Here is a 25,871-nt window from a genome sequence, read left to right as displayed (position 1 = left end):
ATGTCGGTACTTGTAAATAAGAACACTCGTGTAATCTGTCAGGGCTTTACTGGTGCTCAAGGAACTTTCCACTCTGAGCAAGCAGCCGCTTATGGCACACAGATGGTTGGTGGCGTTACGCCGGGCAAAGGTGGCACAAGTCACCTTGATCTTCCTGTTTTTAACACTGTAGCCGAAGCCGTAGACACAACCGAAGCGAATGCTTCTGTAATTTATGTGCCTCCTCCGTTCGCTGGCGACGCAATTCTTGAAGCCGTAGATGCGGGCGTCGAGCTTATCGTTTGTATTACAGAGGGTATTCCCGTTCTGGATATGGTCCGTGTAAAACGTGCCCTGGTAGGATCGAAATCCCGCCTGATTGGCCCGAACTGCCCAGGTATCATTACCCCGGATGAGTGTAAGATCGGTATTATGCCAGGTCACATTCATCAACGTGGTAAAATTGGTATCGTTTCGCGCTCAGGTACTTTGACCTATGAAGCTGTTGCTCAAACAACTGCCGCAAATCTAGGTCAGTCTACCTGTATTGGTATTGGTGGTGATCCTGTAAACGGCACTAACTTTATCGATTGCCTCGAACTGTTCCTCGAAGATGATGAAACTCAGGGTATCATCATGATCGGCGAAATTGGTGGTAGTGCAGAAGAAGAAGCCGCAGAATTTTTCGCAGCTTCTAAAGTGAAAAAGCCAATCGCTGGTTTTATCGCAGGTGTTACAGCGCCTCCAGGTCGTCGCATGGGTCATGCGGGCGCGATTATTGCTGGTGGTAAAGGTGGTGCCGACGACAAAATTGAAGCCATGAAATCTGCAGGCTTCCAAGTCGCTGATTCTCCTGCTAGCCTAGGCAGTACTATGCTGAAAGCGATGCAAGGATAAACAACCTAATTGGGAGGGAGCCGGACTGGTAACCTCCAGTTCGGTTACGTTTAAAATGGCGAACACCAACGTTGGGCTCGAAGCCCGCTACTTTGGACCTAAAGCCGGTGAACTGGCAGACCTTTATGCTCAGTTTCTAAGCAACCCCGCATCAGTAGATGCGGGGTGGCAGTCCTTCTTCTCAAATCTTGAAGACGATGCCAAGGACCTCTTGACTGGTATACGCGGAGCAGCACCAGCTGTCGCAGCCAGTACACCATCTGCACCATTGAACGAAGAAGAAAACCGGCGCGCAATTCTCGATTCTATTCGGGCGTTGATGTTGATCAGGGCTTACCGTGTTCGTGGACATCTCGAGGCTAATCTAGATCCTCTGGGATTGAAAAAAATTACCCCACATCCTGAATTGGATCCCCGGGCCTATGGCTTTGGTGATGGTGATATGGATCGTCCCATTTTCATTAACGGAGTGTTGGGGCTAGAAACCGCTACCCTGCGTCAGATCGTAGAGCGTGTGCGTAAAACCTATTGTGGTAAAATTGGTGTCGAGTTTATGCATATTCAGGAGCCCGAGCAGAAAGCTTGGATCCAGGAGCGCATAGAAGGTATCAATAACCGTACAGATTTTACTTCAAAAGGTAAGCATGCGATTCTAGAGCGCTTGGCTGCTGCAGAAATATTCGAACAATTCCTCGGTAAAAAGTACACCGGAACCAAGCGTTTTGGTTTGGATGGAGCCGAGACAATGGTTCCGGCCTTAGAGCAAATTCTCAAGCGTGGTTCAGCCCTTGGTTTGGAAGAAGTTGTTCTCGGGGTTGCCCACCGTGGCCGCCTGAATATTCTCGCAAACCTTATGGGCAAGCCTTTTCGCGCGATCTTTAATGAGTTTAAAGGCGGCGCGGCAAACCCGGAAGATGTTGGTGGCTCAGGGGATGTAAAATATCACCTTGGAACGTCCTCAGACCGCGAGTTTGATGGAAATTCCGTCCATCTGTCCCTAACGGCTAATCCCTCTCACCTCGAGGCCGTTGATCCCGTCGTCATTGGTAAAGTACGTGCTAAACAAGATCAAAAGAATGATACTGAACGTACCAAGATCATGGGGATCTTGCTGCATGGTGATGCTGCGTTTGCGGGACAGGGACTTGTCCCCGAAACGTTGGATCTTTCAGAGTTAGATGGCTATACCACTGGCGGGACGATCCACTTTATTGTGAACAACCAAATCGGCTTTACAACGGATCCGGTTCACTCTCGTTCTGGTCCTTATTGTACTGATGTTGCCAAGGCAATTCAGGCGCCAATTATCCATGTGAACGGCGATGATCCCGAGGCCGTGGTTCACGTAGCACGTATCGCCATTGAATATCGTCAAACATTCAAAAGCGATGTTGTTATCGACATGTTCTGTTATCGCCGCTTTGGCCATAACGAAGGTGATGAACCGACATTTACCCAGCCCCAGATGTATAAAAAGATTGCTCAACAACGCTCCGTGCGTGAGCTTTATGCGGAACAATTATCCGCTGAAGGCGCGCTCACAAAGAGTGAAATTGATGCGGTCAATCAATCGTGGTGGGATAAACTGGAAGAAGAATTTGCGATCTCGGAAGGCTACAAACCTAACAAGGCTGACTGGCTTGAAGGTAAGTGGGCTCATATGGGTGCTGTTCGCGGTTACGATGCTCGCCGTGGTGATACAGGCGTCAAGCTTGAGCTTCTTAAAGAAGTCGGTGCAACGCTCTGTAAGGTTCCGGGTTCCTTTAATATTCATCGCAAACTGACCCGTCAGCTCAAAGCCAAGAAGGCAATGATTGATACAGGTGAAGGTATCGATTGGGGCACGGCAGAAGCCCTTGCTTATGGTACTCTTCTAGTCGAAGGCCACCCGGTTCGTTTGTCTGGTCAGGATTGTAACCGTGGCACTTTCTCACATCGCCACGCAGCTTGGATTGATCAGAAGGATCAGACCGAATACAAACCGTTGAACAATATCCGCGAGAGTCAGGCAAATGCTGAAATCATTAACAGCCCTTTGAGTGAGCTGGCAGTTCTTGGGTTTGAGTACGGCTATTCGCTTGCTGAGCCAGACGCGCTTGTTCTTTGGGAAGCACAGTTTGGTGATTTTGTTAACGGGGCTCAGATCATTATTGATCAGTTCATCGTATCTGGAGAATCAAAGTGGCTCAGAATGTCTGGTGTCGTGATGCTTCTTCCTCATGGATATGAAGGTCAGGGACCAGAGCATTCATCAGGTCGGGTAGAGCGGTTCTTGCAGTCTTGCGCAGAGGACAACATTCAGGTTGTTAACTGTACAACTCCTGCAAACTATTTCCATGTTTTGCGCCGTCAAATTCATCGTGGCTTCCGTAAGCCTCTGATTATCATGACGCCAAAATCTCTTCTGCGTCACAAGCGTTGTATCTCCAATCTTGACGACATGTTGCCAAATACATCCTTCCACCGTGTATTGCCCTGCAAGCATACAGTGAACCCACCGAGCAAAATTAAGCAGGTGGTTCTCTGTACCGGTAAAGTTTATTACGATCTCTTTGATGAGCGTGAAAAACGTGGCATGAAGAATGTTCACCTTATCCGGTTGGAACAGCTGTATCCGTTCCCGGCAGAAGCACTGTCACAGGCCCTAAAAGGGTATGAACATTGTGACCTTGTTTGGTGCCAGGAAGAGCACCGGAATATGGGTGCATGGTCTTTCGTGTCTACCTTCATTGAGGAAGTTGCAGAGGAAATGGGCTTCAAGCACATTCGACCTCGTTATGCGGGCCGTAAGACAGCGGCTTCTCCTGCAACAGGTTCCGCAAAGAAGCACATTCTGCAACTGGAATCCTTACTTGAAGATGCCTTTACGCTTGGTAAAAAAGCGATGAGCCGGATTCAGACTCGTAAAGCAGAAGAGCTTGAAGCGCGAGATGCTGCAGCAACTAAAGTTGAGAAACTTCGCCCGGTGGCAAAAGCCGGTGAATAATTGAAGAGGGTGGTCCTGTTGGATCACCCTTTTTTACTGACTGCTTAGCAAGTTAAGCAAAAAGCCCGATTAGAATATCTGATAAAACAAACAAACATATATAGAGACAAAAAATGGCCACCGAAATTGTAGTTCCGGCACTTGGGGAATCTGTCACAGAAGCAACTATCGCTAAATGGCTCAAACAGCCAGGCGAAGCAGTTGCTATGGACGAAGCTATCGTTGAGCTAGAGACCGATAAAGTTACGCTCGAAGTAAATGCCTCTGTTGCAGGTGTACTCTCTGGAATATTTGTTCAAGAGGGTGACGATGTAGAAGTCGGCGCTGTTTTGGGCTCGATCGGAGAAGGTGAAATTTCTACTGCACCTGTACACGAGCCTGCAGCACCTGCAGCACCTGTAAAAGAAGAGGCCGCCGCCGCGGCAACTCCGAGTGCAGTTCAAGCATCAGGGGATCCGGTTGAGATCCCTGTACCCGTTTTGGGAGAGTCAGTGACCGAAGCCACGGTTGCGCAGTGGATGAAATCAGTCGGGGATGCTGTTGCTCAGGACGAAGCAATTTGTGAGTTGGAAACAGACAAGGTGACTTTGGAAGTAAACGCTCCTGTCGCTGGCGTGTTGACAGCTATAAACGCAGAGGCTGATTCTGACGTTGGCGTTGGCGCAATATTGGGCGTGATCACACCTGGAGGAGGCGGCGCGACAGCTGCTCCTGCAGCAGCCGCTGCTTCATCAACCCCGGCTGTATCTGCACCTGCAGCTCCGAAAGAGGCAGCTGCGGTTAATGGTGCCGGTTTGGATCCGTCACAGATTTCAGGTTCGGGCGCTGGTGGGAAAGTTACTCCAGCCGATCTTGTTTCATTCCTCGAAACAAGTACGGCTTCTGCGGCAATGACACTCCCCCCTGCAGTTGGAAAACTCATTGCTGAAAATGATCTTAATCCCCATCAGATTAAAGGGACTGGTAAAGATGGCGCCCTTACCAAGGGCGATGTTCTCGAGCATCTGAAAAACCCACCCGCCGCTCCGGCGCCAGTTGCTCCTGTTTCTGCACCAGCACCGGCAGCCGTATCTGCAAAAGCTGCTCCCGCAACAGCGAGAGAAACCCGTGAGAAAATGTCGAAGATGCGTAAAACCATCTCTCGCCGTCTCAAGGAAGCTCAAAATACTGCGGCCATGCTGACGACTTTCAATGAAATTGATATGTCTGCTGTGATGGCAGTGCGCAAGCAATACAAAGAAGCTTTTGAGAAGAAGCACGGCGTTCGCCTTGGTTTTAACTGTTTCTTTGCCAAAGCTGTTGTTCAGGCAATGCAAGACGTTCCAGCTGTTAATGCCCGCATTGACGGAGATGATATTGTTTATAATAACTTCTTTGATATTGGCATGGCGGTTTCAACGCCTTCCGGTTTAATGGTTCCAATTATTCGAGATTGTGATCAGAAGAGCTTTGCTGAAATTGAAGGCAGTCTTGGTGATTTGGCCAAAAAGGGCCGCGATGGCAAGCTTGGCATGGATGACATGACCAATGGCAGCTTTACGATTACCAACGGTGGTGTTTTCGGATCCCTGCTTTCAACGCCAATCCTGAACATGCCTCAAGGCGGTATTCTTGGCCTGCATAAGATTGAAGAGCGTCCTGTTGCGGTGAACGGCCAAGTTGTTGTTCGGCCAATGATGTATACGGCACTGAGTTATGATCATCGCCTCATTGATGGTCGCGAAGCGGTCACCTTCCTGGTTCGCGTAAAAGAATGTATGGAAGATCCTCAGCGGCTCTTATTGAGTATGTAAGGCACTGTAATAAAAGGGAGGCTTTGGCCTCCCTTTTTCTTTGGTGGACAAGGCCTGTGCTTCGACTTGGTGTTGTCACGTTTTCCGGATAAGATGGCATCCCATGAGCGAAGGATTTACTTCGTATGGGGTTAGGATGGGGTTCGAGTATGGATGATGCGTCACTGAATTTTAATGATCTGATCGATCGTAGTGGTCATGCGGATTTTGAGCTGGATCTCACGGGGTTGGACCTCAGGCACTCGCTTGAATCAATCCGGCAAATGATCGAAAGACAACGCCGTCGGCGCAGCATACGGTCGGTGCTTATTCGCCTGGACCCACCAGTTCCCGGGAATGGCGAAACTTTGTTCCGACCCGTCGGCAAACATTTGGTAGAGCTCTTAAAAAAAGAAATGGTTAGCCGGGTAAAGCCCTATGCTGACGAGGAATGTTCTGGCTTCGTTATCCACCTCCCGGCGGGGAAGGATGTTGAGTTAGATGAGGCTAAAGAATAAAAAAAGCCTCTGATAACGGAGGAGATATCAGAGGCTAAGTACTCACCCGAGAAAAGGTGAGGAGTAGGCTTGTTAAAAGGGCTGAGTATTACAGGGAGTCAATGAATGCCCTGCCCTTAGGCCTTAAAATTTAAACGCCGGAATTTTGTGATCCCGCATCTTTTTCTTCTGCATCTCTATCTTTGAAGTACTCTTTGGTCAGTTTGAAGACCACAGGGCTAAGCAGTAGAAGTGCAATCAGATTTGGCAGTGCCATCATCGCGTTAAGCGTATCAGACAAGAGCCAAACAAAGTCGATTTTCAAGAATGCACCGATAAATACAGCAATACACCAAACGATTCTGAACGGCCAAATTGCTTTTGTGCCAAACAGGAAGCCAATGCATTTCTCGCCGTAGAAGCTCCAACCAAGAATGGTTGTGAAAGCAAAAATCGAAAGCACGATGGCGATCATATAGTTACCAACACCAGGAAGGGCGGTTTCAAAAGCAAGAGACGTCAAGCTTGCACCGTTCTCTCCACTGGTCCAGGCACCACTTGTAATGATGGCAAGGCCTGTGATGGAGCAAACGATGATGGTATCGATAAAGGTACCGAGCATCGCAATGCTACCCTGACGAACGGGATCATTTGTTGTCGCTGCTGCGTGGGCAATAGGAGCACTACCCAAACCGGCTTCGTTGGAGAAGACGCCACGGGCAACACCAAAGCGGATCGCCATCCAAACGGTAGCACCGGCAAATCCACCTGCACCAGCAACTGGTGTGAAGGCGTGTGTGAAGATGAGGCTCAGAGCGGCAGGAATTTCTGCTGCATTGATAAAGAGGACAATTAATCCACAGGCGATGTAGATAATTGCCATGGCTGGAACCAGTTTACCTGCAACGGAACCAATGCGTTTGATACCGCCAAGAATAACAGCAGCCGTCAAGACAAAGAGAATTCCGCCCGTTACATAATCCGGCACACCAAAAGATGTGTTAATGGCAGCGGCAATTGAATTGGACTGAACCATGTTACCAATACCAAAGCCTGCGATGGAACCAAAGATGGCAAAGGCAGGTGCGAGCCAGTACCAGCCTTTGCCAAGGCCGTTTTTGATGTAGTACATTGGGCCACCAACGTGGTCGCCGTTTTCATCTGTCTCGCGGTATTTTACAGCAAGAACAGCTTCGGCATACTTCGTGGCCATACCGACCAAGGCTGTACACCACATCCAAAAGAGTGCGCCTGGGCCACCGATGAAAATTGCTGTAGCAACACCGGCGATGTTTCCTGTTCCGATTGTCGCTGACAGAGATGTCATTAGGGCGTTGAAAGGGCTGATTTCCCCCGCATCACCTGTTTTTTCTCTTCCTTTCCAAAGAAGTGAAAAGCCGTAGCTGATTTTCCGAATAGGGAGGAAAGTCAAACCGACTTGGAGGAAAAGGCCTGTTAACAGGATGAGCGCAAGCATCGGCGCACCCCAAACAATACCGTTTATATCATTTATAAAATTGGTGAGTAGTTCTAAAGCTTCCATAGCTATCCCCTAGTTCGCTTGTTCTTAAGACGAGCGAAGCTGTTTGATGTATGCAGTTTGCTGGAACGGCACACATACAATGCGTTGATACTAGTTAGGCTCTTCTCCGCTTTGTTGAGTAGAAAAAGATGCCGACCGCCAAGTAACCTGTTGATATGTATGGTTTCTGATAACTTTACATAGAGCAGGTATATGACAATCAACATCTCGCAGCATATTTTAGGCCTCAAAGGGCAACGTGTAAATGAAATTAAACTGGATGACGGCGGTGTTAAGATTGTCATTCACTGCAGCCGAGACGCGCGTAGGAGGGCTATAGACCCTGCTACAGGCCAGAAGGGAAGCATCAACCAGCATGTCCGCCGACAAGTAAACGACATCCCCCTTTTTGGGTATCCTTGTGTGGTCGAGATTGAGCTGGCGCAGGTTTATATTAACAAGGGCGAACGCCGCATTGAGGGGTGTGATTTTGTTGATAAAGGGTGCCGTTTCACTCACCGATTTTGCCGACTGATCAGTGGATTATGTCGGCATATGTCTATTCAAGCGGTTTCCAGACATTTGGATATACGATGGGAAACGGTCAAGAATATCGACAGGGCATACCTTATTGAAACTCTCCCTACGCTTGATCCTGCAGATCTAACTGGCTTGGAATATATTGGTGTAGATGAAGTTGCCCGGGCGAAAGGTCATGACTACATGACGGTGGTCTACGATATGGTTGGCGGTCATCTGATCTGGGTTGAAGCAGGCCGAACTGCCGAGGTTTTTTCAAGGTTTTTGAAACAACTGCAACCAGATACAGCCTGCAAAATAAAGGCCGTAGCGATGGATATGGGGCCTGCCTACCAAAAGGCTGTCAGAGAGTCCTTGCCGTTGGCCGACATAGTATTTGACCGTTTCCACGTCATGAAAAACTACAGCAAAGCTATCCATAATCAGCGTCGACTTGAGTTCAGAAAGGCCGATCCAAGTGGTAAAGAGTTGATGAAAGGGACGCATTATCTGTTGCTCAAAAATGCGGATAAGTTGAGTGAAAAACAAAGTGACAAGCTGCAAAGGTTGCTGGAGAGCAATAGCAACCTGAATGCACTTTACGTCTTGAAAGAACAGCTTCAGCTGCTGTGGAGTGCCGCTTCATTTGAGGCGATGGCGGAGCAACTGGAACGTTGGTGCCTGATAGCAGATCAGTCACAGATGCTCTATCTAAAAAAGTTCGCGAAATCCCTACGGAAACATTGTGTGGGCATCTGCAACTACGCCAAACACAAGCTCACAAGCGCCAGGATAGAGGCTGGTAATGTCAGTATAGGAATGATCCGTAAGCGAGCCAGAGGCATCAAGGATACCGAATACTTCAAACTCAAAATTAGACAATCATCCATTCCAGATAATCAATCTATGCTCTATTTGAAATCCTAAATCTACTCAACAAAGCGGAGAAGTGCCACTAGTTACTCTGCTGGGAGCTGCTTTTATAAAATCGTTTTTCGATTTCTAATTTTGGTCGTTTTATCCTATTGGAAACATTTCCGCAATGCGGGAATCTGTGTTCTTGTAATAAAAATTATGTGATGGGGCTGTGATTGTACTAAAATTATTTAAGTATCAGTATCTTAATAAGGGTGTGGCGTCGAAACCCAGATGATGACGGCATCTTTTTCACTGGTTGATATGCAGGCGTGACCCATTCCACTATCATAATAGAGGCTATCACCTTCATTCAGAGTTATGGGTTCATAGAACTCGGTATAGAAAGTGAGCTGGCCCTCTAACACAAAGAGGAACTCTTCCCCATTATGGCGCACGAGTTCTCCAAAATCGGCCATGGAGCGTGCGTGAATGGTGCTCTTAAAGGGAATCATCCTTTTGTTGATGATTTCAGTGCAGAGCAGTTCGTGCTCATATGTGGCCGTGGGGTGAGGCTTTCCCTCACCTTTGCGGGTTATCGTTTTCCGACCAACATTTTTCTGAGTGTCCCCTTTGGTAAAGAGTTGGGGAATGTCGATCTCTAGCCCGGCAACCAGCTTTTGAACGACTTCAAATGTTGGCGACATCTGGTCGTTTTCGATTTTAGACAGTGTTGAACGGGCGAGTCCGGTTCTTTTGGATGCTTCTTCCAGGGTCCAGTTTCTTCTTTTGCGTACATCACGGAGTCTGGTCCCTAATTTCAAGGGTTCCAGGGTTTGCTCGGCCCCTGATATGGTGGCTTTAGGCTCTATAATTTTATGTGTATCTTTCTTTGCCATGCCTTGCCCCAATCCCCTGATTTTTATATTTGTTTTTATACTTCTTAATAGCCGCTCAAAAAATCACAACAAGTTTCCGATAAGAAATATTTGATTGCTATCGGAATATTAGCTAATCTCGCCCCGTTTGTGAATGTTTTTATATCTGCGTCGATAGCAGAGTCATCATAGTCTTGAACTTACCAGTGAAGTTTTCTGTAGTTTTTATTGCTTCAAGGCTATGTGCATCAGGTTTCCTATGCTATCCAGATTATCGAAATCAAATAGCTTATAGCCGACCTGTCGCAATCTCTGTGCGTCATGGTTATGGGGGAGAATCCCCAGGACACTGAAAGGATCCATAGTAAAATGAGTGAAGCTCTCTACGATCTGGTCATTATTGGTGGTGGCCCGGGTGGGTATGTTGCGGCAATTCGCGCAGCACAATTGGGGCTTAAAACGGCATGTGTTGAAGGCCGAGGCGCCTTGGGTGGTACCTGCTTGAATGTTGGGTGTATGCCGTCAAAGGCGTTGCTGAACTCATCCGAAAAGTATGTAGACGCTCAAAACCATTTTGCCGAGCATGGTATTAAAGCCAGCATTGAGCTAGATCTGGAAACGATGTTGGGTCGCAAAGACAAGGTTGTCGATGATCTGACCAAAGGCGTTGAGTTTCTTCTAAAGAAAAACAAGGTTGATTACATCAAGGGCTGGGGCTCTATTCCAAAAGCTGGAGAAGTAGCGGTTAAAAGCGAGGATGGCGAACAGACGCTCAAGACCAAGAATATCCTGATTGCTACAGGTTCCGAATCTACGCCGCTTCCTGGTATTAAAACGGATGAAGATCAAATCGTAACCTCAACTGGCGCACTTTCGTTGAAGAAAGTCCCGGAAAGCATGGTTGTGATTGGTGCTGGGGTTATTGGGCTCGAGCTTGGCTCCGTCTGGTCACGTCTTGGTGCAAAGGTAACTGTCGTTGAATTTCTCGATAAAGTCCTCCCTGGTATAGATGAAGAGACTGGCAAACTTGCCAAGAGCGTTCTGAGCAAACAGGGCCTCAAATTCAAACTTGGCATGAAGGTAACGGGCGCTGACAAAGCGGCTGGCAAGGTCAAGCTGACCATGGAATCCGTGAAAAAAGGTAAGGTTGAAGAACTTGAAGTGGATACCGTCCTTGTTGCTATTGGGCGCCGTGCGTACACATCAGGTCTTGGCCTTGAAGAGCTCTGCGTTACTATGGAGCGCGGCATCATCCAGGTAGACGGTAACTTTAAAACATCCGTAGATGGTATCTATGCCATTGGTGATTGCGTGCCTGGCCCTATGTTGGCTCACAAGGCCGAAGAAGATGGCGTTGCCTGTGTAGAAACATTGGCAGGTCAACATGGCCATGTAAACTATGCCTTGATCCCAGGTGTTATCTATACCCATCCTGAAATTGCCAGCGTTGGTAAAAGCGAAGAAGCTTTGAAAGAAGCAGGTGTCGCTTACAATGTGGGTAAATTCCCCTTCAGCGCCAATAGCCGTGCACGTTGCATGGGTGAATCTGATGGGCAGGTAAAAATCCTCTCTGATGCGGCCACCGACAAGGTGCTTGGGGTTCACATCATTGGTCCTGTGGCTGGTGAGTTACTCTCAGAGGCCGTCGCCGTGATGGAATTCGGTGGATCAGCCGAAGATATCGCCCGTACCTGTCACTCACACCCAGGTTTGAGTGAAGCGGTTAAAGAGGCTGCTCTGGCTGTCGATAAGCGCGCAATCCACATGTAATCCGATCAGTTCATCGGATTTAAGATTGAGGGGTAGCTTTTTGCTGCCCCTTTTTTATTTTGCCAATATATGCATGTAAAATTATAGCATAAATGAGTGCTTTCCATATTCGGCAGTCTTAATAGAATACGATAAATAAAAAGACCTTTTGGGGCATGGGGGGGAAATGAAAAAAGCAACTTTTCTGGTGTTTGCAGTTGGGATGCTGATTAACGTTACGACTGTTAAGGCAGAGGGGTTTTTCTCTTCATGCCCAACTGCAGCAGATCTTGATCAGGGGATAATCTTTACGACACCTGCGCGAGTTGGTGTCCTTTATAAACGATACCGTAGGTTATCGGGTCCCCTCATTGGGAATAACTATATTAATGGCATTTTTCCTGACAGGACCTCTGTTACTTATGCGGGACTGTTTACGCATAAACATTGGCGTGATGGGAATGTTATTCAATATGAAGAGCCGTTAACAGATATGAGTGAGTTGCTACAATTCAAAGTAGGAACAGAACATATATTTGAAAGTGTCAGATATAACCCTGCCACGCCATCACGGAAGGTAAAAACTACCGCAACCTATTTTATCGAAAAGGCTGACGAGGTTGATCTTGGCGGCTGCATTTATTCAGCTGTGCATATTCGTAAAGAAGGTTCTATGGAAATGGCTGATGGGAAGGTTGTGTCAGATAACCAAAGTTTTCGTTTTATTCCAAAGTTGTATCTCAAGGTTTCGGGAAATTATGGTGATATTGAAGGTGTTAGAAACAGGCGCTTCTGGGACAATGACAACTGGCCCTTTTCTGAGAAAGCGGTAGAGGTCTTGTCAGACTGACTTTATATACGGAGTGGTAGTTTGTTGGATTGCAATGCTTGACGGTAGTACAACAAAAAAAGCGACGTCTTTGATCGCTGTGATGTGTCTCTCACAAGTTTTGGGCATGCTCGATAACGCAACCTTTTCGGCCCTTATCATTCTCTTTCAGGAAAAATGGCTGCTGAGCAACACTGAGATTGGATGGATCAGTGGGATCTATTACGGCGGTTATGCCGCGGCGGTGCCTTTGCTTGTTGCGCTTACCGATAGAGAAGATGCGCGACGTATTTATCTCTACTCTATGGCGCTCGGTGGTTTTGCTGCCCTTGGCTTTGCGTTGCTGGCTGAGGGGTTTTGGACAGCGATGGTCTTCCGGCTCTTTGCGGGGGTCAGTTTGGCTGGAACCTATATGGTGGGGCTAAAACTTCTAACCGATCTGGTGAGCGAAAAGAAACAACAAAGCCGAGCAGTTGCTTATTATACGGCGCATTTTGCCATTGGTACTGGAGTATCCGTTTTTGTTGCCGGAGAAGTCTGGAGCATTTGGGGTTGGCAGTGGTCATTTCTTGTTGCTGGTATTGGTAGTTTTTTTGCCTGGGGCGTGGTTTTACTTTTTGTCTCAAAAGGTCATAAACCTGAACACCATATCCCTCTTAACGAGCTCATAGATTTTCGCCCCGTTATCGCCAACCGTCCCGCTCTGGGATACATCTTTGCCTATGCGGCTCACCTTTGGGAGCTTTTTGCCTTCAGGGCATGGCTGGTCGTGTTCCTGGTTTTTTCTCTATCTTTGCAGCCTGTCGATAGCTTTGGCTGGAGCCCAACTCAAATTGCGTCCTGGGTCTTTTTATTGGGATTGCCGGCAAGCGTTATCGGTAATGAGTTCTCTGTTCGCTTTGGCCGTAGAAAGCTGCTGACCTTTGTGATGGTCCTGTCAGCGGTATTAAGCTTTGCAATAGGCTTTTCTGCCAGCCTTCCTTTTGTTGTCGTGATCGCAGGCTTCACCCTTTACGGGATCACAACAACAGCAGACTCGTCTTCTTTGACATCGGGTATCGTCGCCAACTCGGACCCGAAACGCAAAGGCGCGACTATGGCGCTTCAGTCTTTGGCCGGATTTGCTGCTGGCTCTCTATCGCCAATCGTCTTTGGAGCGGTGCTCGATCTATTTGGCGGCTCTGAAAATACCCTGGCTTGGGCGGCGGCTTTTTCAACAATGGGGATCGGTGTTCTATTGGGGCCGATGTTTATACATAAGCTTGGTCAAAGCGAGCCTCTGTCCAAAGGAACGGATTAGCTTTTTAACGCGCTTGGGTGAGCCTTGTCGTACACCTTTAACAGCTCGTCCGCATCAACATCAGTGTAGCGTTGGGTCGTGGATAGCGATGAGTGACCCAGTAACTCTTGAATAGCGCGAAGATCGCCTCCGTTGGCGAGCAGATGTGTCGCAAAACTGTGGCGTAGCGCATGCGGGGTCGCTGTATCAGGAAGTCCGAGTAGCCCGCGCAGCTTTTGAGTTTGCAGCTGAATAATCCGCGCCGAGAGGCGTTTTCCTTTTACGCCAAGGAAAAGAGCCTCGTCTGGATTGCGAGAAAAAGGGCAGGCGGCTCGATATTTATCGATGGCTTCGCAAACGACGGGTAAAATGGGGACCAGACGTTCTTTCTTTCCCTTACCTGTAATGCGAAGTGTCTGTTGTTTATGTGTTGGCGCTTCGCATTGGTTGAGAGAGAGAGCTTCTGAAATGCGTAACCCGCAGCCGTAGAGTAAAAGGAATATGGCCTGATCACGTAGTCCTACCCAGCTATCATCGTGGAGATGGGTACTTTCGTGCATAACCTGCTTGGCCTCTTCTTTTGTTAGGGCTTTAGGAACGGTTTGCGGGCGTTTGGGTGTCCTCAAAATATCCAGTGCGTGATTATTAATGAGTTCACGCCGATTGAGCCATTTGAAGAAGCCCCGAACGGCAGAAAGTGATCGTGCCGTTGACGCTTTGCTGAGTTCACGCGCCGAGCGTGCTGCCAGCCAGGATCTAAAATCGCGTGTTTGAAGGTCGTTTAGCGTTGATAGAGAGGAGAGTTCTCCGCTGTGATCAGCAAGGAAGCGCAGGAAACTACGGATGTCGTGACCATAGGCTTCGAGTGTTTTATCGGATGAGCGTTTTTCCGTTGCATGCCACTTCAACCAGCCTTCAACGGCTTGTTGGACATCGTTTTTCCAAGCAATTGGGGAAAGATCGATTTGCTCTGGCTTCTTTATGTGGCTGCCCCTCTTTATTCCGGGAGTTTTAACCATGTCCGGATCGTATTTTCGACCACTGAGCCGATAAAACGAATGAGCTCAGTTCCCTGGCCGGGTTCAAACTGATCGTCTCGCTGAGATCCAAAAGCCAACATGGCTGGGGGGGTTGTGGATGAGATATGTAGGCGGATCAAGGCATCTGATTGAATCAAAGGGGCCATAGTACCATAGAGGCAGACGTCACCTTCGATATGGTCTCTAAGAATCGCGGGCTGTCCTCCGCCGATAAGGCCATCGACCATACCTGGTAACAGGCAGGAGATACCTTCAACGGGGGCTGCAACGTCAGCCTCACCAGGTTGTTCGACCCCAATAGCAATGGCATCCATCCCCATGATTATGGGGAGTTCTGTGCTTATGATGTCGATAAGGTGCTCAAAGTTTTTTGCTGAAATCAACGCTTTGACGGCGCGGTGCGTTCTGTCTTGGGTCAGCTTGTTGTGGTGACTTCGTGAAATAACGAGGTCACGTTCTCTTGTTACCTGATCTAGCTTGGTGCGGAGTTTTTCGATCATATATTGCTGGAGATCAGCAAGACCGCGCCCTTCTGTTTTTCCGGGTATTTCAAGAGAATCAATGATCTGTGGATTCTGCACCAGAAAATCCGCGTGCTGACGTAGAAATTTTTCTACATGACGCGCAGTGATGAGGGGCTCTTTTTCCGGAGCCGTCTCAACATCCTGAGAAGGGCTGCTCATATCTTGTTCCTAGCGTTAGCGCTTAAAGTATTGTCTGACCCGCTTTTTCCCAATCAGCCATAAAAGCATCCAGGCCTTTATCTGTCAGAGGATGCTTAAACATAGCACGAAGTACTGCTGGTGGGATTGTAGCCGTATCTGCGCCCATTTTTGCGGATTCAACAATGTGCAGTGGGCTGCGTGTTGATGCCACCAGTACTTTGGTGCTCAGATCAGGATAAGCGTTATAAATTTCCACAATATCTGAGATCAGGGTCAAGCCATCTTGGGCTAGATCATCAAGGCGTCCAATAAAGGGTGAGACATATGTTGCGCCGGCTTTTGCGGCCAGAAGAGCCTGAGCTGCAGAGAAGCAAAGCGTCACATTAGTAGAGATGCCTTCATCAGAGAAAGTCTTACAAGCTTTCAGTCCGTCTGGCGTAAGCGGAAGTTTAACAACAATGTTGTCTGCCAGTGCTGCAAGTTTACGTCCTTCGGCAACCATGCCTTCGTACTCAAGAGAGGTAACTTCTGCACTGATTGGACCGGAAATGATTTCGGAAATTTCTTTGATCACTTCGATGAACTGACGACCACTTTTTGCAATTAAAGACGGGTTGGTTGTTACGCCGTCTACAAGACCGGTGGCTGCTAGTTCGCGAATTTCATTAATATCCGCAGTGTCGATAAAAAATTCCATCAATAACCTCGTTATAAATCTGGTTCTGCCCGGTGAGGCCAAAGGACTGGCCGTCATGGTTTGCAGAAAATATGTCTGCCCCAAGATAGCGTCTCACCGCCAGAGGTCCAGAGTTCCGTTGTAAATAAAGTCGTAAATTAGAATAAGGGGAGGATTTTCGCGTTCAAACGAGAAATAGATGTTTTTCTTTCTTGTCTCGCCTAGTCTTGGCAGAAACAATCAACAGGCTTAGCAAGTTTTATGGATATGAGGGTAACGATTCGTGTTTGAAAGTGGCAGCGATCTGACGTTGTTTGATCAGAGCATAGAAAAGCCGCTTCGTTGTCGAGTGCAGGTTATACTACCTATTGATCGCCCTTATGATTACATATTGCCCTATGGTCCGGACGGTAAACAGATCAATCTTGAGCCGGGACAAATTGTGCAGGTGCCTGTTGGACGCCGGATTCTTCCCGGCGTTGTCTGGGATGGTGCTGCCAATGAGGATGTTCCCCTTAAAAAGTTAAAGGAAATAGTAAGCGTCTCTGAAGCGCTCCCTCTTAAGGCTGAATTACGAAAATTTATCGAGTGGGTTTCCACCTACACCCTTTCTCCCCAGGGCTCTGTTCTGAAAATGGCTTTGTCGGTACCTCAGGCTTTGGAGACGATTGTCGGACAAAAGCTCGTGCGTTTCGTCGAGGGGGGGGAGGTCGATAGTGCCTTAAGAATTACGGCTGCGAGAAAGCGGGTCATCGATGTTGTACGTGACAGTGGCGGATGGGCCATTGGCGATCTGGCAAAGGAAGCTGGTGTCTCTGGTTCTGTTATTAAGGGGTTAGAGCAGGCGGGATTCGTAGAAAGTTATTATGATGTTCCGGATTTCTCTTTCCCGATACCGGACTTTAAAGTTGAAGGTCCAGTACTGTCAGAAGGACAAAGAGACGCTGCCGATGATCTGATGAAGCGGGTGCGTGAACACACGTTTTCTACTGTTCTCTTAGATGGGGTCACTGGATCAGGTAAAACGGAAGTGTATTTCGAGGCTGTTGAAGCCGCGATAAAAGAGGGGCGGCAGGTTCTTGTTCTCCTACCCGAGATTGCCCTCTCCAGTCAGTGGCTGGATCGTTTTGAACAGCGATTCGGCGTTGCGCCAGCAGAATGGCATTCCGAACTGTCACCTGCTCTTAGGCGTAAAACCTGGCGCGCTGTATCCGAGGGGAAGGCCCCGGTCGTGGTGGGCGCGCGTTCGGCTCTTATATTACCCTACGAAAATCTGGGTCTCATTATTGTTGATGAAGAACACGAGGGTTCCTTCAAGCAAGAAGACGGGGTCTATTACCATGCACGCGATATGGCTGTGGTTCGGGCTAAATGTTGTTCATGTCCTGTTGTCCTGGCTTCGGCTACTCCGGCACTTGAGACCATGGTTAATGTACAGAATGGCCGTTATGACCGCCTCATCCTTCCGGGGCGGCATGGTGGTGCTGGCATGCCGGATATCGAACTGATTGATTTGCGATTTGATAAGCCAGAACGATTGAACACGGGGCCAGGTTGGTTGTCGCAAGCACTTCGTGGGGCGATCCGACAGACTCTGGAGGCTGGTGAACAGGCCATGCTCTTTCTTAATAGGAGGGGGTATGCGCCACTGACGCTTTGTCGAACCTGTGGACACCGGATGCAATGTCCGCATTGTACTGCCTGGTTGGTCGAACATCGCCGATTTACAAGACTACAATGTCATCATTGTGGGTTTAGTGCGGCCTTACCTGAAACATGTCCTTCATGCGCAGCAGAAGATACGTTGGTTGCCTGTGGCCCCGGTGTGGAAAGGATTGTAGAAGAAGCGACAAAGTTATTTCCAGAAGCTAATGTTGCCTTGATGGCCAGTGATACACTCACGTCGCCAGCAGCAACCAGAGAAATGGTCGAGCGGATACAGAATCGGGATGTCAATCTGTTGGTGGGTACACAGGTTGTCGCCAAAGGGTATCACTTTCCCTATTTGACATTAGTCGGTGTGGTTGATGCTGACCTTGGTTTGTTCGGCGGTGATCTGAGGGCTGCAGAGAGAACTTTCCAGCTTCTTCACCAGGTTGCTGGTCGGGCAGGGCGCGCGGAGCGTAAGGGGCGGGTTCTGCTCCAGACATCAGATCCCAACCATCCGGTGATGCAATCTCTCAAGGCTGGAGATCGGGATAAATTCCTCGAACTTGAAGCTGAAACAAGGGCAAGAGGGCACTTACCGCCATTTGGTCGCTTGGCAGCTGTCATCATTTCTGGCCCCGACGAATCAGAGCTGGATAATTTCTGTGCCAGTCTTGCGCGTGCTATCCCGCAAATAGAAGGCGCTCAAATTCTTGGACCTGCCCCAGCACCGCTTGCTTTATTGCGTGGAAAATTTCGACGCCGATTCCTTATAATGTCCAAACGGTCGATCGCGCCTCAAGGTATCGCCAAAGAGTGGCTTGGTCGCATAAAGCCTTCATCCAGAATCAAGGTTGTGGTCGATATAGATCCATATTCCTTTTTATAGGGATGCATGGCTCTATCAATATTTCCAGTTTTCTGATTCTGAAGAGAACTTCTTACGGAAATTTCATATTGGAAAAGTTTTTTTTTACGTCAAAGTTGGCCTGAAAACAGAATCTTAACTGGTTATTTTTAAGGATAAACAGGGACTTCCAAGTGTTTGACGAAGCTTTGGCAGAGTGCAGTTGCGAAAAAGAGTGTAATAAAAGCTCGAATCTTTCATCTGACTCGCTTGAAACCCTGTTATGTCTGTGATACCAAACCCGCGCCTGATGATTAGTACTGATTGTACTTTTCCTATCGAAAGAATTTCGGCTTCACTGAAATGCGACCTGTTCGGGCAGGGTCAGTTTCTGGTTTATCTTGGGGGCAATCGGCTTGGCAGGCGAAAACACTAGCTTGAATGGCTTGGCAGGACGCTATGCGTTAGCGTTGCTGGGAATTGCCGAGGAAAAATCTGCATTGGATGCAGTGGCTGAAGATTTGGCTGGCTTGAAACAACTCGTTTCAGGTAGCTCTGAACTTCAGGATTTGCTCAGCTCTCCGCTCTACACACGCAACCAGCAGGTAACTGCGTTTTCTGCAATACTCGACAAAGCGGGTGTCAATGATGTGACACGTAACTTTGTATTGGTTGTTGCTGAAAATCGTCGTCTTGCTGTTTTGGCAGACATGGCAGACGCTTATTTGGCGGAACTGGCGCGTCGCCGCGGTGAAGTTCGGGCTAAAGTAACAGCAGCACACGAATTAACTAAGACACAACAGAAAGCAATTGCAGATGCCCTTAAGGCTTCTGTAGGTGGTTCTGTTGAAGTTGACGTAACTGTCGATGAAACATTAATCGGGGGCATGATTGTGCAGGTTGGTAGCCGCATGGTTGATAGCTCCTTGCGTACAAAACTTCAGAGACTTGAACTGATGATGAAAGGGGTTGGGTAATGGATATCCGCGCCGCTGAAATCTCTACCATTCTCAAAAACCAGATTGAAAACTTCGGCGCTGACGCTGATGTGGCTGAAGTAGGCCAGGTTCTTTCTGTGGGTGATGGTGTGGCTCGCATTTATGGTCTGGACAATGTTCAGGCTGGCGAGATGGTGGAATTTGCTAACGGTATTCGGGGCATGGCCCTTAACCTTGAGGTCGACAACGTTGGTGTCGTTCTTTTTGGTGATGACCGTGGTGTTAAAGAAGGCGATACAGTCAAACGTACCGGCTCTATTGTTGACGTACCTGCAGGTAAAGGCCTGCTCGGTCGCGTTGTCGATGGTCTTGGTAACCCAATTGACGGTAAAGGCCCTCTTAAGGATGTTGAACTTACTCGTGTGGAAGTAAAGGCCCCTGGCATTATTCCACGTAAGTCTGTTCATGAGCCAATGCAGACTGGTATTAAGTCTATTGATAGTCTTATTCCAATCGGTCGTGGCCAGCGTGAGCTGATCATTGGTGACCGTCAGACAGGTAAGACTGCGATTGCTCTGGATACGATCCTGAACCAAAAAGTAACGAACGATGCTGCTTCTAGCGAAAGCGAAAAGCTTTTCTGCATCTACGTAGCTGTTGGTCAGAAACGTTCCACTGTTGCTCGTTTGGTTAAGACACTCGAAGACAATGGCGCCATGGATTATTCCATCGTTATTGCTGCGACTGCTTCTGATCCTGCACCGCTTCAGTTCCTTGCTCCATACACTGGCGCAGCCATGGGTGAGTACTTCCGCGACAATGCAATGCACGCTGTGATCGTTTATGATGATCTTTCAAAGCAGGCTGTTGCTTATCGTCAGATGTCTCTTCTTCTTCGTCGTCCTCCTGGACGTGAAGCTTATCCTGGTGACGTTTTCTATCTTCACTCCCGTCTACTTGAGCGTTCATGTAAATTGAACGACGAACACGGTGCAGGCTCTTTGACTGCTCTTCCTGTGATCGAAACTCAGGGCGGTGACGTGTCTGCCTTTATTCCGACTAACGTGATTTCTATTACGGATGGTCAGATCTTCCTTGAAACGAACCTCTTCAACAAAGGTATCCGTCCAGCTGTTAACGTTGGTCTATCGGTTTCCCGTGTTGGTTCTTCAGCGCAGATCAAGGCTATGAAGCAAGTTGCTGGTAGTATTAAACTTGAGCTCGCTCAGTATCGTGAAATGGAAGCTTTCTCTCAGTTCGCTTCTGATCTCGATGCCGCAACTCAGCGCCTGTTGGCTCGTGGTTCTCGCTTGGTCGAGCTCCTCAAGCAGCCACAGTACAAGCCGCTGACTGTTGAAGAGCAGGTTGTTGTTATTTATTCAGGTGTGAAGGGTTATCTTGATGCGATTGACGTGAAAGCGATCGGTCACTTCGAAGAAAAACTTCTTTCTGAAATTCGTGGCAATGGCCAGGACATTCTGGAAGCTATCCGTAAAGACAAAGCTCTTTCTGCTGATACAGAAGGCAAGCTGAAATCCTTCATGGATAATTTTGCCAAGACTTTTGTATAACGGATTGGCAGTCCAGAGTTTAATGGCTGTGGGAAACGAATAACGACATGGCAAACTTAAACGATCTGAAACTTAGGATCTCTAGCGTTAAGTCAACGCAAAAGATCACTTCGGCCATGAAGATGGTTGCTGCGGCTAAGCTGCGCCGTGCACAAGAACAAGCTGAAGCATCCCGACCATACGCAGAGCGTATGGAACGGATGTTAGGTTCTCTTGCTGTATCTGCAGGTAAACAGCCCGGAGCATCTCCTCTTCTCGCTGGAACTGGTAAAGATGACGTTCATTTACTGATCGTAGCTGCGGCCGATCGCGGTCTTTGCGGTGGCTTCAACTCAAATATTGTGAAAGAAGCACGCAATAAAGCTCATGAGCTGATCAAGGCTGGTAAAACTGTAAAGTTCTACTGCATCGGTCGTAAATCTCGTGATCAGTTACGACGGGAATTTGGATCCAGCATCGTTGATACGATTGAAGATGTGGCAAAACCTAGTTTGGGTTTTGATAAAGCAACGACAGTCTCTGATCACGTGTTGGGAATGTTTGATGCTGGCGAATTTGACGTTTGCACGATCTTCTATGCGAAGTTCAAATCTGTAATCGCTCAAATCCCGACTGCTCAACAGTTGATCCCGTTTGAAGCTGAGGGCGATGCGGATGCATCTGGCCTTGCTGATGGCAGTATCTACGATTACGAACCATCGGATGAGAAAATCTTGAGCGATTTGTTGCCTCGTAACATTTCAATTCAGATCTTCAAAGCGATGCTTGAAAATGCCGCTAGTGAGCACGGTGCTCGTATGTCCGCTATGGACAGTGCGACACGTAACGCTGGCGAGATGATTGATCGACTGTCGATTCAGTATAACAGAACGCGTCAAGCAAACATCACAAACGAGTTGATTGAAATTATCTCCGCCAAAGAGGCTCTCTAATTATTGAGAGCCCTGGCAAGCGCACTGGCTAAGGAGTGACACTAAATGGCTGATAAGAATATCGGTAAGATCACACAGGTCCTCGGACCCGTGGTTGACGTTCAATTTACAGGCGCTCTGCCTGAAATTTTGGGCGCTCTAGAACTACAGAACGATGGCAAACGCCTTGTTCTTGAAGTTGCCCAGCACCTGGGTGAAAACACTGTTCGTACCATTGCTATGGATGCAACAGACGGCCTAATGCGCGGTCAGGAAGTTGTTGATACTGGCGATGCGATTAAAGTTCCTGTCGGTCCAGAAACTCTGGGTCGTATCATGAACGTTGTTGGTGAGCCAATTGACGAGCGTGGCGAAATTGGAAACAAATCTGCTTTCCCAATTCACCGTGCTGCTCCTAACTTTGACGAACAGGCAACTGATGCTGAGATCCTGGTAACAGGTATTAAGGTTATTGATTTGCTCTGCCCTTATTCAAAGGGTGGTAAAATTGGTCTCTTCGGTGGTGCTGGTGTTGGTAAAACCGTGACAATCATGGAATTGATCAACAACATCGCGAAAACACACGGTGGTTACTCTGTGTTTGCTGGTGTTGGTGAGCGTACTCGTGAGGGTAACGATCTTTACCACGAAATGATTGAAGGTGGCGTTATCAACCTAGACGGCGACAGTAAATGTGCGCTTGTTTACGGTCAGATGAATGAGCCTCCAGGAGCCCGTGCTCGTGTTGCTTTGACTGGTCTTACTCAGGCTGAGTATTTCCGTGATGAAGAAGGTCAGGACGTTCTGTTCTTCGTGGATAACATTTTCCGCTTCACACAGGCTGGTTCTGAAATTTCAGCTCTTCTTGGTCGTATTCCTTCTGCGGTTGGTTATCAGCCAACTCTTGGTACTGATATGGGTGCCATGCAGGAGCGTATTACTTCTACGAAGAAAGGTTCAATCACTTCCGTTCAGGCCGTTTATGTTCCTGCGGATGACTTGACTGACCCTGCACCTGCAACAACCTTCTCTCACTTGGATGCGACAACCGTTCTGTCTCGTCAGATTGCTGAGCTTGGAATTTACCCAGCTGTGGATCCTCTGGATTCTACCAGCCGTATTCTTGAGCCATCAGTGATCGGTGAAGAGCACTACACCGTTGCCCGTGAAATCCAGCGTGTTCTACAGTCTTATAAAGATCTGCAGGATATCATTGCGATTTTGGGTATGGATGAGCTTTCCGAAGAAGATAAAATGACAGTTGCCCGCGCTCGTAAGATCCAGCGCTTCTTGTCACAGCCGTTTGACGTGGCTGAAGTCTTCACTGGCTCACCTGGTGTTCAGGTTGCCCTAGAAGATACCATTGGCGGTTTTAAAGGCATTCTTGCTGGTGAATATGATCACCTTCCAGAAGCAGCTTTCTACATGGTTGGTACCATTAGTGAAGTTGTTGCCAAAGCTGAGAAAATGGCCGCTGAAGCCGCTTAAGGTTTCGTGAATAGTTTAATTGTCGTAAGACCGGTAGCAGGAAGAGATTGATGGCCAACCAACAGGTGGAATTCGAACTCGTATCACCAGAGAAACTTCTTCTTTCCCAGAGTGTCGACATGGTTGTCGTGCCTGGTGAAGATGGTGACTTTGGTGTGCTGCCGCGTCACGCACCGATGATCTCCACAGTGCGCCCCGGCGTGATCGCAATCTACTCTGGTAAAGAGATTAGTGAGCGTATCTTCGTTGCTGGCGGATTTGCTGAGGTGACCACCGAACGCTGCACAGTTCTCGCTGAAATTGCTCAGCCAGTTAGCGAGCTAGACAAAGCAACAGTTCAACAGCAGCTTCAAGATGCGAAAGAGGATTACTCTGACGCTAAAGATGATGCTGGACGTGACGCTGCAAGAAAACAGATCGAGTTGTCTGAGGCCCGGCTTACTGCCATCGGTTAATCAGACAGTTTAAAGAATTATGAAAAAGCCCGGTGCCACTTTGGCCCGGGCTTTTTTTTATACGTTTCTATAAATTAATTTATATGACCAGAGTATTGTCACATAGGTAACAGTACTTGATGATTCCGGTCTTATAGTCATGTCGGCGTTGGGTTTTCTGCCTTTGTCGAGGACTTGAACATGCTGATCCGCAAGCGGAAAACAAAAGCTGGATAAACAGAAAGAAAAAAGGGTCTAGAGCAACTTTCTCTCTTGACCCTTTTTATTGTTGGGTGTGAAAGCCTCTTAAGACTTTTTCACAAACTTGGTCAGAATAACGATTTGCTGCCCACTGACACGGCCTTCAATCTGTTCTGCATTATCAGGTACCAGGGATATGCCTCGCACGGCAGTGCCCCGCTTAGCCGTGAAGCCGCCGCCTTTGACGTTAAGATCTTTGATTAGAGTGACGGTATCGCCTGCCTCTAACACCACACCGTTCGAATCAAGGTGTCTACTAACCCCATCCTCATCGGACTGATCTGAAAGACCTGCTTGCGCCCAGGCCATGGTCTGATCATCAAGGTAAAGCATATCCAGGAGATCCTGTGCCCAACCTTCGCTTCTCAACTGATTAAGCATGCGCCAGGCCATTACCTGAACGGGATGAACCTGGCTCCACATACTATCATTGAGGCAACGCCAATGATTAACATTGATTTCTTCAGGATTATTGATTTGCGTATGACAGGTTGAGCAAATCAAAATGGATTGTTCTGCACTCCCATCCGAGTTTGGTGGGATTGCAAAGCCAGTCAGGTTTTCAGAGGAGCTACAAAGCTCACATTTAGAACCACTACGGGTGATTAGATCTTGTTCTGTGGACATTTTTTTATTGCTCATGTTAGCTCGGTATTCGGCATATGTTTTAGAATAACGAGTTGCCGTTTATTTTGAGGCTAGATTAACGTTGCTTTGATCCTCATACAACGCACTCTCTCTGATAATTTTATATTAAATGCTTAGATCATTCCGAAGGATCTATTGCCATGTGCTTACATCAAGAGTTTTTTCAGTTTGAAACTCCATCAGTACATCTGATTTTTTTCCTACAAAAAAAATCATAGTCTGTATTTCGTAGAGAATTGCGCCCTTTTCTATATCAATAAGAACATAGCCTTCTCCTGTCCCTTTTACCTCGGCTCCATCGATTTTAACATCAAGATTAAGAGCCAGTGCCTTTCTGTCCTTCCATTCATATAAACCAGCGGTACTGTATTGAAACGCGATGTCGAGACCCATCATTTGACTTTTAATGTTGGATTGATAGTCCTTGGTGAAACCATGTTCGGGGTAGGTAAGAGAAAGATCTTCAAGGCTCGAAATGAGGCTTTTGAAGCTGATATCAATTGCCGACTTTTGGGAGGAAGTTGTTACGTTGTCTGGATAGTTATTTACTCTGATATCTGACAGTTTCCCGTTCTTTTGGATATTTGCAAGCATACCAAATTTGATGTTTTGTGATTTCCCGTTAACGGTACTATTTAGGACATTAATCTCCATAGTTCCCTGTTCATCACCAATATCAACTTTTACTGTTCCTAACTTGGTCGTGGTGATCACTGGTTGTCCAACAGTCTTGTTTGTTTCAATGTTCTTAGTTTCTGTGAGTGGGTAACTTTTTACCGTGATCAAAACGGGAGACGTGATCGGTGCTATATTTTGGCTTTTAATTTTTGTGGATAAGGTTTCGGCGACAGCTACATTGTTTTGAAATAGAAATATGATGATTGAAATTGTCAGAATAAATTTATTTTGTTTCATGTTAAGTCCTTGTAGAGCGTCAACCACTTTGTCCGGTTGCGTCAACCACCTTGGCCGCTTTTGATGCG

At 47.7% G+C, this 25,871-nt stretch carries 22 protein-coding genes; 14 read left to right on the top strand and 8 right to left on the bottom strand.

What is annotated here, in order from left to right; genetic code table 11:
* From sucD to ACOGW3_RS09890, 4 genes are all read left to right on the top strand, one after another.
* On the top strand, positions 1–876 hold the full coding sequence (gene sucD / locus ACOGW3_RS09905) for a succinate--CoA ligase subunit alpha (RefSeq protein WP_419902821.1): 876 nt from the start codon (positions 1–3) through the stop codon (positions 874–876).
* Positions 877–931: 55 nt separating this feature from the next.
* Complete coding sequence (locus ACOGW3_RS09900; RefSeq protein ID WP_419902820.1) at positions 932–3,862, top strand: 2-oxoglutarate dehydrogenase E1 component; 2,931 nt, start codon at positions 932–934, stop codon at positions 3,860–3,862.
* Between the two features lie 113 nt (positions 3,863–3,975).
* Positions 3,976–5,655 (top strand): 2-oxoglutarate dehydrogenase complex dihydrolipoyllysine-residue succinyltransferase, encoded by a 1,680-nt coding sequence (odhB, locus tag ACOGW3_RS09895; RefSeq protein WP_419902819.1) that lies wholly within the window; start codon positions 3,976–3,978, stop codon positions 5,653–5,655.
* Between the two features lie 149 nt (positions 5,656–5,804).
* Positions 5,805–6,152 (top strand): hypothetical protein, encoded by a 348-nt coding sequence (locus tag ACOGW3_RS09890; protein ID WP_419902818.1) that lies wholly within the window; start codon positions 5,805–5,807, stop codon positions 6,150–6,152.
* A 130-nt stretch (positions 6,153–6,282) separates the two neighbouring features.
* Here ACOGW3_RS09890 and ACOGW3_RS09885 read toward each other — a convergent pair whose 3' ends face one another.
* Together ACOGW3_RS09885 and ACOGW3_RS09880 are read right to left on the bottom strand one after the other, a co-directional pair.
* Complete coding sequence (locus ACOGW3_RS09885) at positions 6,283–7,674, bottom strand: alanine/glycine:cation symporter family protein (RefSeq protein WP_419902817.1); 1,392 nt, start codon at positions 7,672–7,674, stop codon at positions 6,283–6,285.
* 2 nt (positions 7,675–7,676) lie between these two features.
* Positions 7,677–7,880 (bottom strand): hypothetical protein, encoded by a 204-nt coding sequence (locus tag ACOGW3_RS09880; protein ID WP_419902816.1) that lies wholly within the window; start codon positions 7,878–7,880, stop codon positions 7,677–7,679.
* Here ACOGW3_RS09880 and ACOGW3_RS09875 point away from each other — a divergent pair.
* Positions 7,867–9,099: an ISL3 family transposase gene (locus tag ACOGW3_RS09875; RefSeq protein ID WP_419901797.1), complete on the top strand. Its 1,233-nt coding sequence runs from the start codon at positions 7,867–7,869 to the stop codon at positions 9,097–9,099. The two genes, ACOGW3_RS09880 and ACOGW3_RS09875, sit on opposite strands and share 14 nt — an antisense overlap.
* A 194-nt stretch (positions 9,100–9,293) precedes the next feature.
* On the opposite strand, the gene ACOGW3_RS09870 is transcribed toward ACOGW3_RS09875, so the two are convergent.
* Positions 9,294–9,926 carry a helix-turn-helix domain-containing protein gene (locus ACOGW3_RS09870; protein ID WP_419902815.1) on the bottom strand — a complete coding sequence of 211 codons (633 nt, stop codon included), beginning with the start codon at positions 9,924–9,926 and terminating at the stop codon, positions 9,294–9,296.
* A gap of 348 nt (positions 9,927–10,274) precedes the next feature.
* On the opposite strand from ACOGW3_RS09870, the gene lpdA reads away from it, so the two are divergent.
* From lpdA to ACOGW3_RS09855, 3 genes are all read left to right on the top strand, one after another.
* Positions 10,275–11,675: a dihydrolipoyl dehydrogenase gene (lpdA, locus tag ACOGW3_RS09865; protein ID WP_419902814.1), complete on the top strand. Its 1,401-nt coding sequence runs from the start codon at positions 10,275–10,277 to the stop codon at positions 11,673–11,675.
* A 166-nt stretch (positions 11,676–11,841) separates the two neighbouring features.
* Complete coding sequence (locus ACOGW3_RS09860; protein ID WP_419902813.1) at positions 11,842–12,504, top strand: hypothetical protein; 663 nt, start codon at positions 11,842–11,844, stop codon at positions 12,502–12,504.
* Between the two features lie 34 nt (positions 12,505–12,538).
* Positions 12,539–13,783 carry an MFS transporter gene (locus ACOGW3_RS09855; RefSeq protein ID WP_419902812.1) on the top strand — a complete coding sequence of 415 codons (1,245 nt, stop codon included), beginning with the start codon at positions 12,539–12,541 and terminating at the stop codon, positions 13,781–13,783.
* Here ACOGW3_RS09855 and ACOGW3_RS09850 read toward each other — a convergent pair.
* The 3 genes from ACOGW3_RS09850 to fsa are packed head-to-tail and all read right to left on the bottom strand — an operon-like array spanning position 13,780 to position 16,164.
* The gene (locus ACOGW3_RS09850; protein WP_419902811.1) at positions 13,780–14,781 is read right to left on the bottom strand and encodes a tyrosine recombinase XerC; all 1,002 of its coding nucleotides are present in this window, start codon (positions 14,779–14,781) and stop codon (positions 13,780–13,782) included. The genes ACOGW3_RS09855 and ACOGW3_RS09850 overlap by 4 nt on opposite strands.
* Positions 14,760–15,485 carry a DUF484 family protein gene (locus ACOGW3_RS09845; RefSeq protein ID WP_419902810.1) on the bottom strand — a complete coding sequence of 242 codons (726 nt, stop codon included), beginning with the start codon at positions 15,483–15,485 and terminating at the stop codon, positions 14,760–14,762. The genes ACOGW3_RS09850 and ACOGW3_RS09845 overlap by 22 nt, the downstream gene beginning before the upstream one ends.
* 22 nt (positions 15,486–15,507) lie before the next feature.
* The gene (fsa, locus tag ACOGW3_RS09840) at positions 15,508–16,164 is read right to left on the bottom strand and encodes a fructose-6-phosphate aldolase (RefSeq protein WP_419902809.1); all 657 of its coding nucleotides are present in this window, start codon (positions 16,162–16,164) and stop codon (positions 15,508–15,510) included.
* 262 nt (positions 16,165–16,426) lie between these two features.
* On the opposite strand from fsa, the gene ACOGW3_RS09835 reads away from it, so the two are divergent.
* The 6 genes from ACOGW3_RS09835 (at position 16,427) to ACOGW3_RS09810 (ending at position 24,000) form a co-directional block, all read left to right on the top strand.
* A complete protein-coding gene (locus ACOGW3_RS09835) occupies positions 16,427–18,679 on the top strand; it encodes a primosomal protein N' (protein WP_419902808.1) in 2,253 nt (750 codons plus the stop codon).
* Positions 18,680–19,053: 374 nt separating this feature from the next.
* Entirely contained in the window at positions 19,054–19,614 is a 561-nt protein-coding gene (locus ACOGW3_RS09830) for a F0F1 ATP synthase subunit delta (RefSeq protein WP_419902807.1), read from the top strand.
* Positions 19,614–21,146: a F0F1 ATP synthase subunit alpha gene (atpA, locus tag ACOGW3_RS09825; RefSeq protein ID WP_419902806.1), complete on the top strand. Its 1,533-nt coding sequence runs from the start codon at positions 19,614–19,616 to the stop codon at positions 21,144–21,146. The genes ACOGW3_RS09830 and atpA overlap by 1 nt, the downstream gene beginning before the upstream one ends.
* A 47-nt stretch (positions 21,147–21,193) precedes the next feature.
* Complete coding sequence (locus ACOGW3_RS09820; RefSeq protein WP_419902805.1) at positions 21,194–22,078, top strand: F0F1 ATP synthase subunit gamma; 885 nt, start codon at positions 21,194–21,196, stop codon at positions 22,076–22,078.
* A gap of 45 nt (positions 22,079–22,123) precedes the next feature.
* The gene (atpD, locus tag ACOGW3_RS09815; RefSeq protein ID WP_419902804.1) at positions 22,124–23,545 is read left to right on the top strand and encodes a F0F1 ATP synthase subunit beta; all 1,422 of its coding nucleotides are present in this window, start codon (positions 22,124–22,126) and stop codon (positions 23,543–23,545) included.
* A 50-nt stretch (positions 23,546–23,595) separates the two neighbouring features.
* On the top strand, positions 23,596–24,000 hold the full coding sequence (locus ACOGW3_RS09810; protein WP_419902803.1) for a F0F1 ATP synthase subunit epsilon: 405 nt from the start codon (positions 23,596–23,598) through the stop codon (positions 23,998–24,000).
* Positions 24,001–24,285: 285 nt separating this feature from the next.
* On the opposite strand, the gene ACOGW3_RS09805 is transcribed toward ACOGW3_RS09810, so the two are convergent.
* Entirely contained in the window at positions 24,286–24,867 is a 582-nt protein-coding gene (locus tag ACOGW3_RS09805) for a PhnA domain-containing protein (RefSeq protein ID WP_419902802.1), read from the bottom strand.
* 153 nt (positions 24,868–25,020) lie between these two features.
* Positions 25,021–25,803 (bottom strand): hypothetical protein, encoded by a 783-nt coding sequence (locus ACOGW3_RS09800; RefSeq protein ID WP_419902801.1) that lies wholly within the window; start codon positions 25,801–25,803, stop codon positions 25,021–25,023.
* Between the last annotated feature and the right edge of the window lie 68 nt (positions 25,804–25,871).

It is taken from the genome of Kiloniella sp. (assembly GCF_965205715.1).
Classification (GTDB): Bacteria; Pseudomonadota; Alphaproteobacteria; order Kiloniellales; family Kiloniellaceae; genus Kiloniella.
This window is presented reverse-complemented; position numbering and strand designations above follow the sequence as displayed.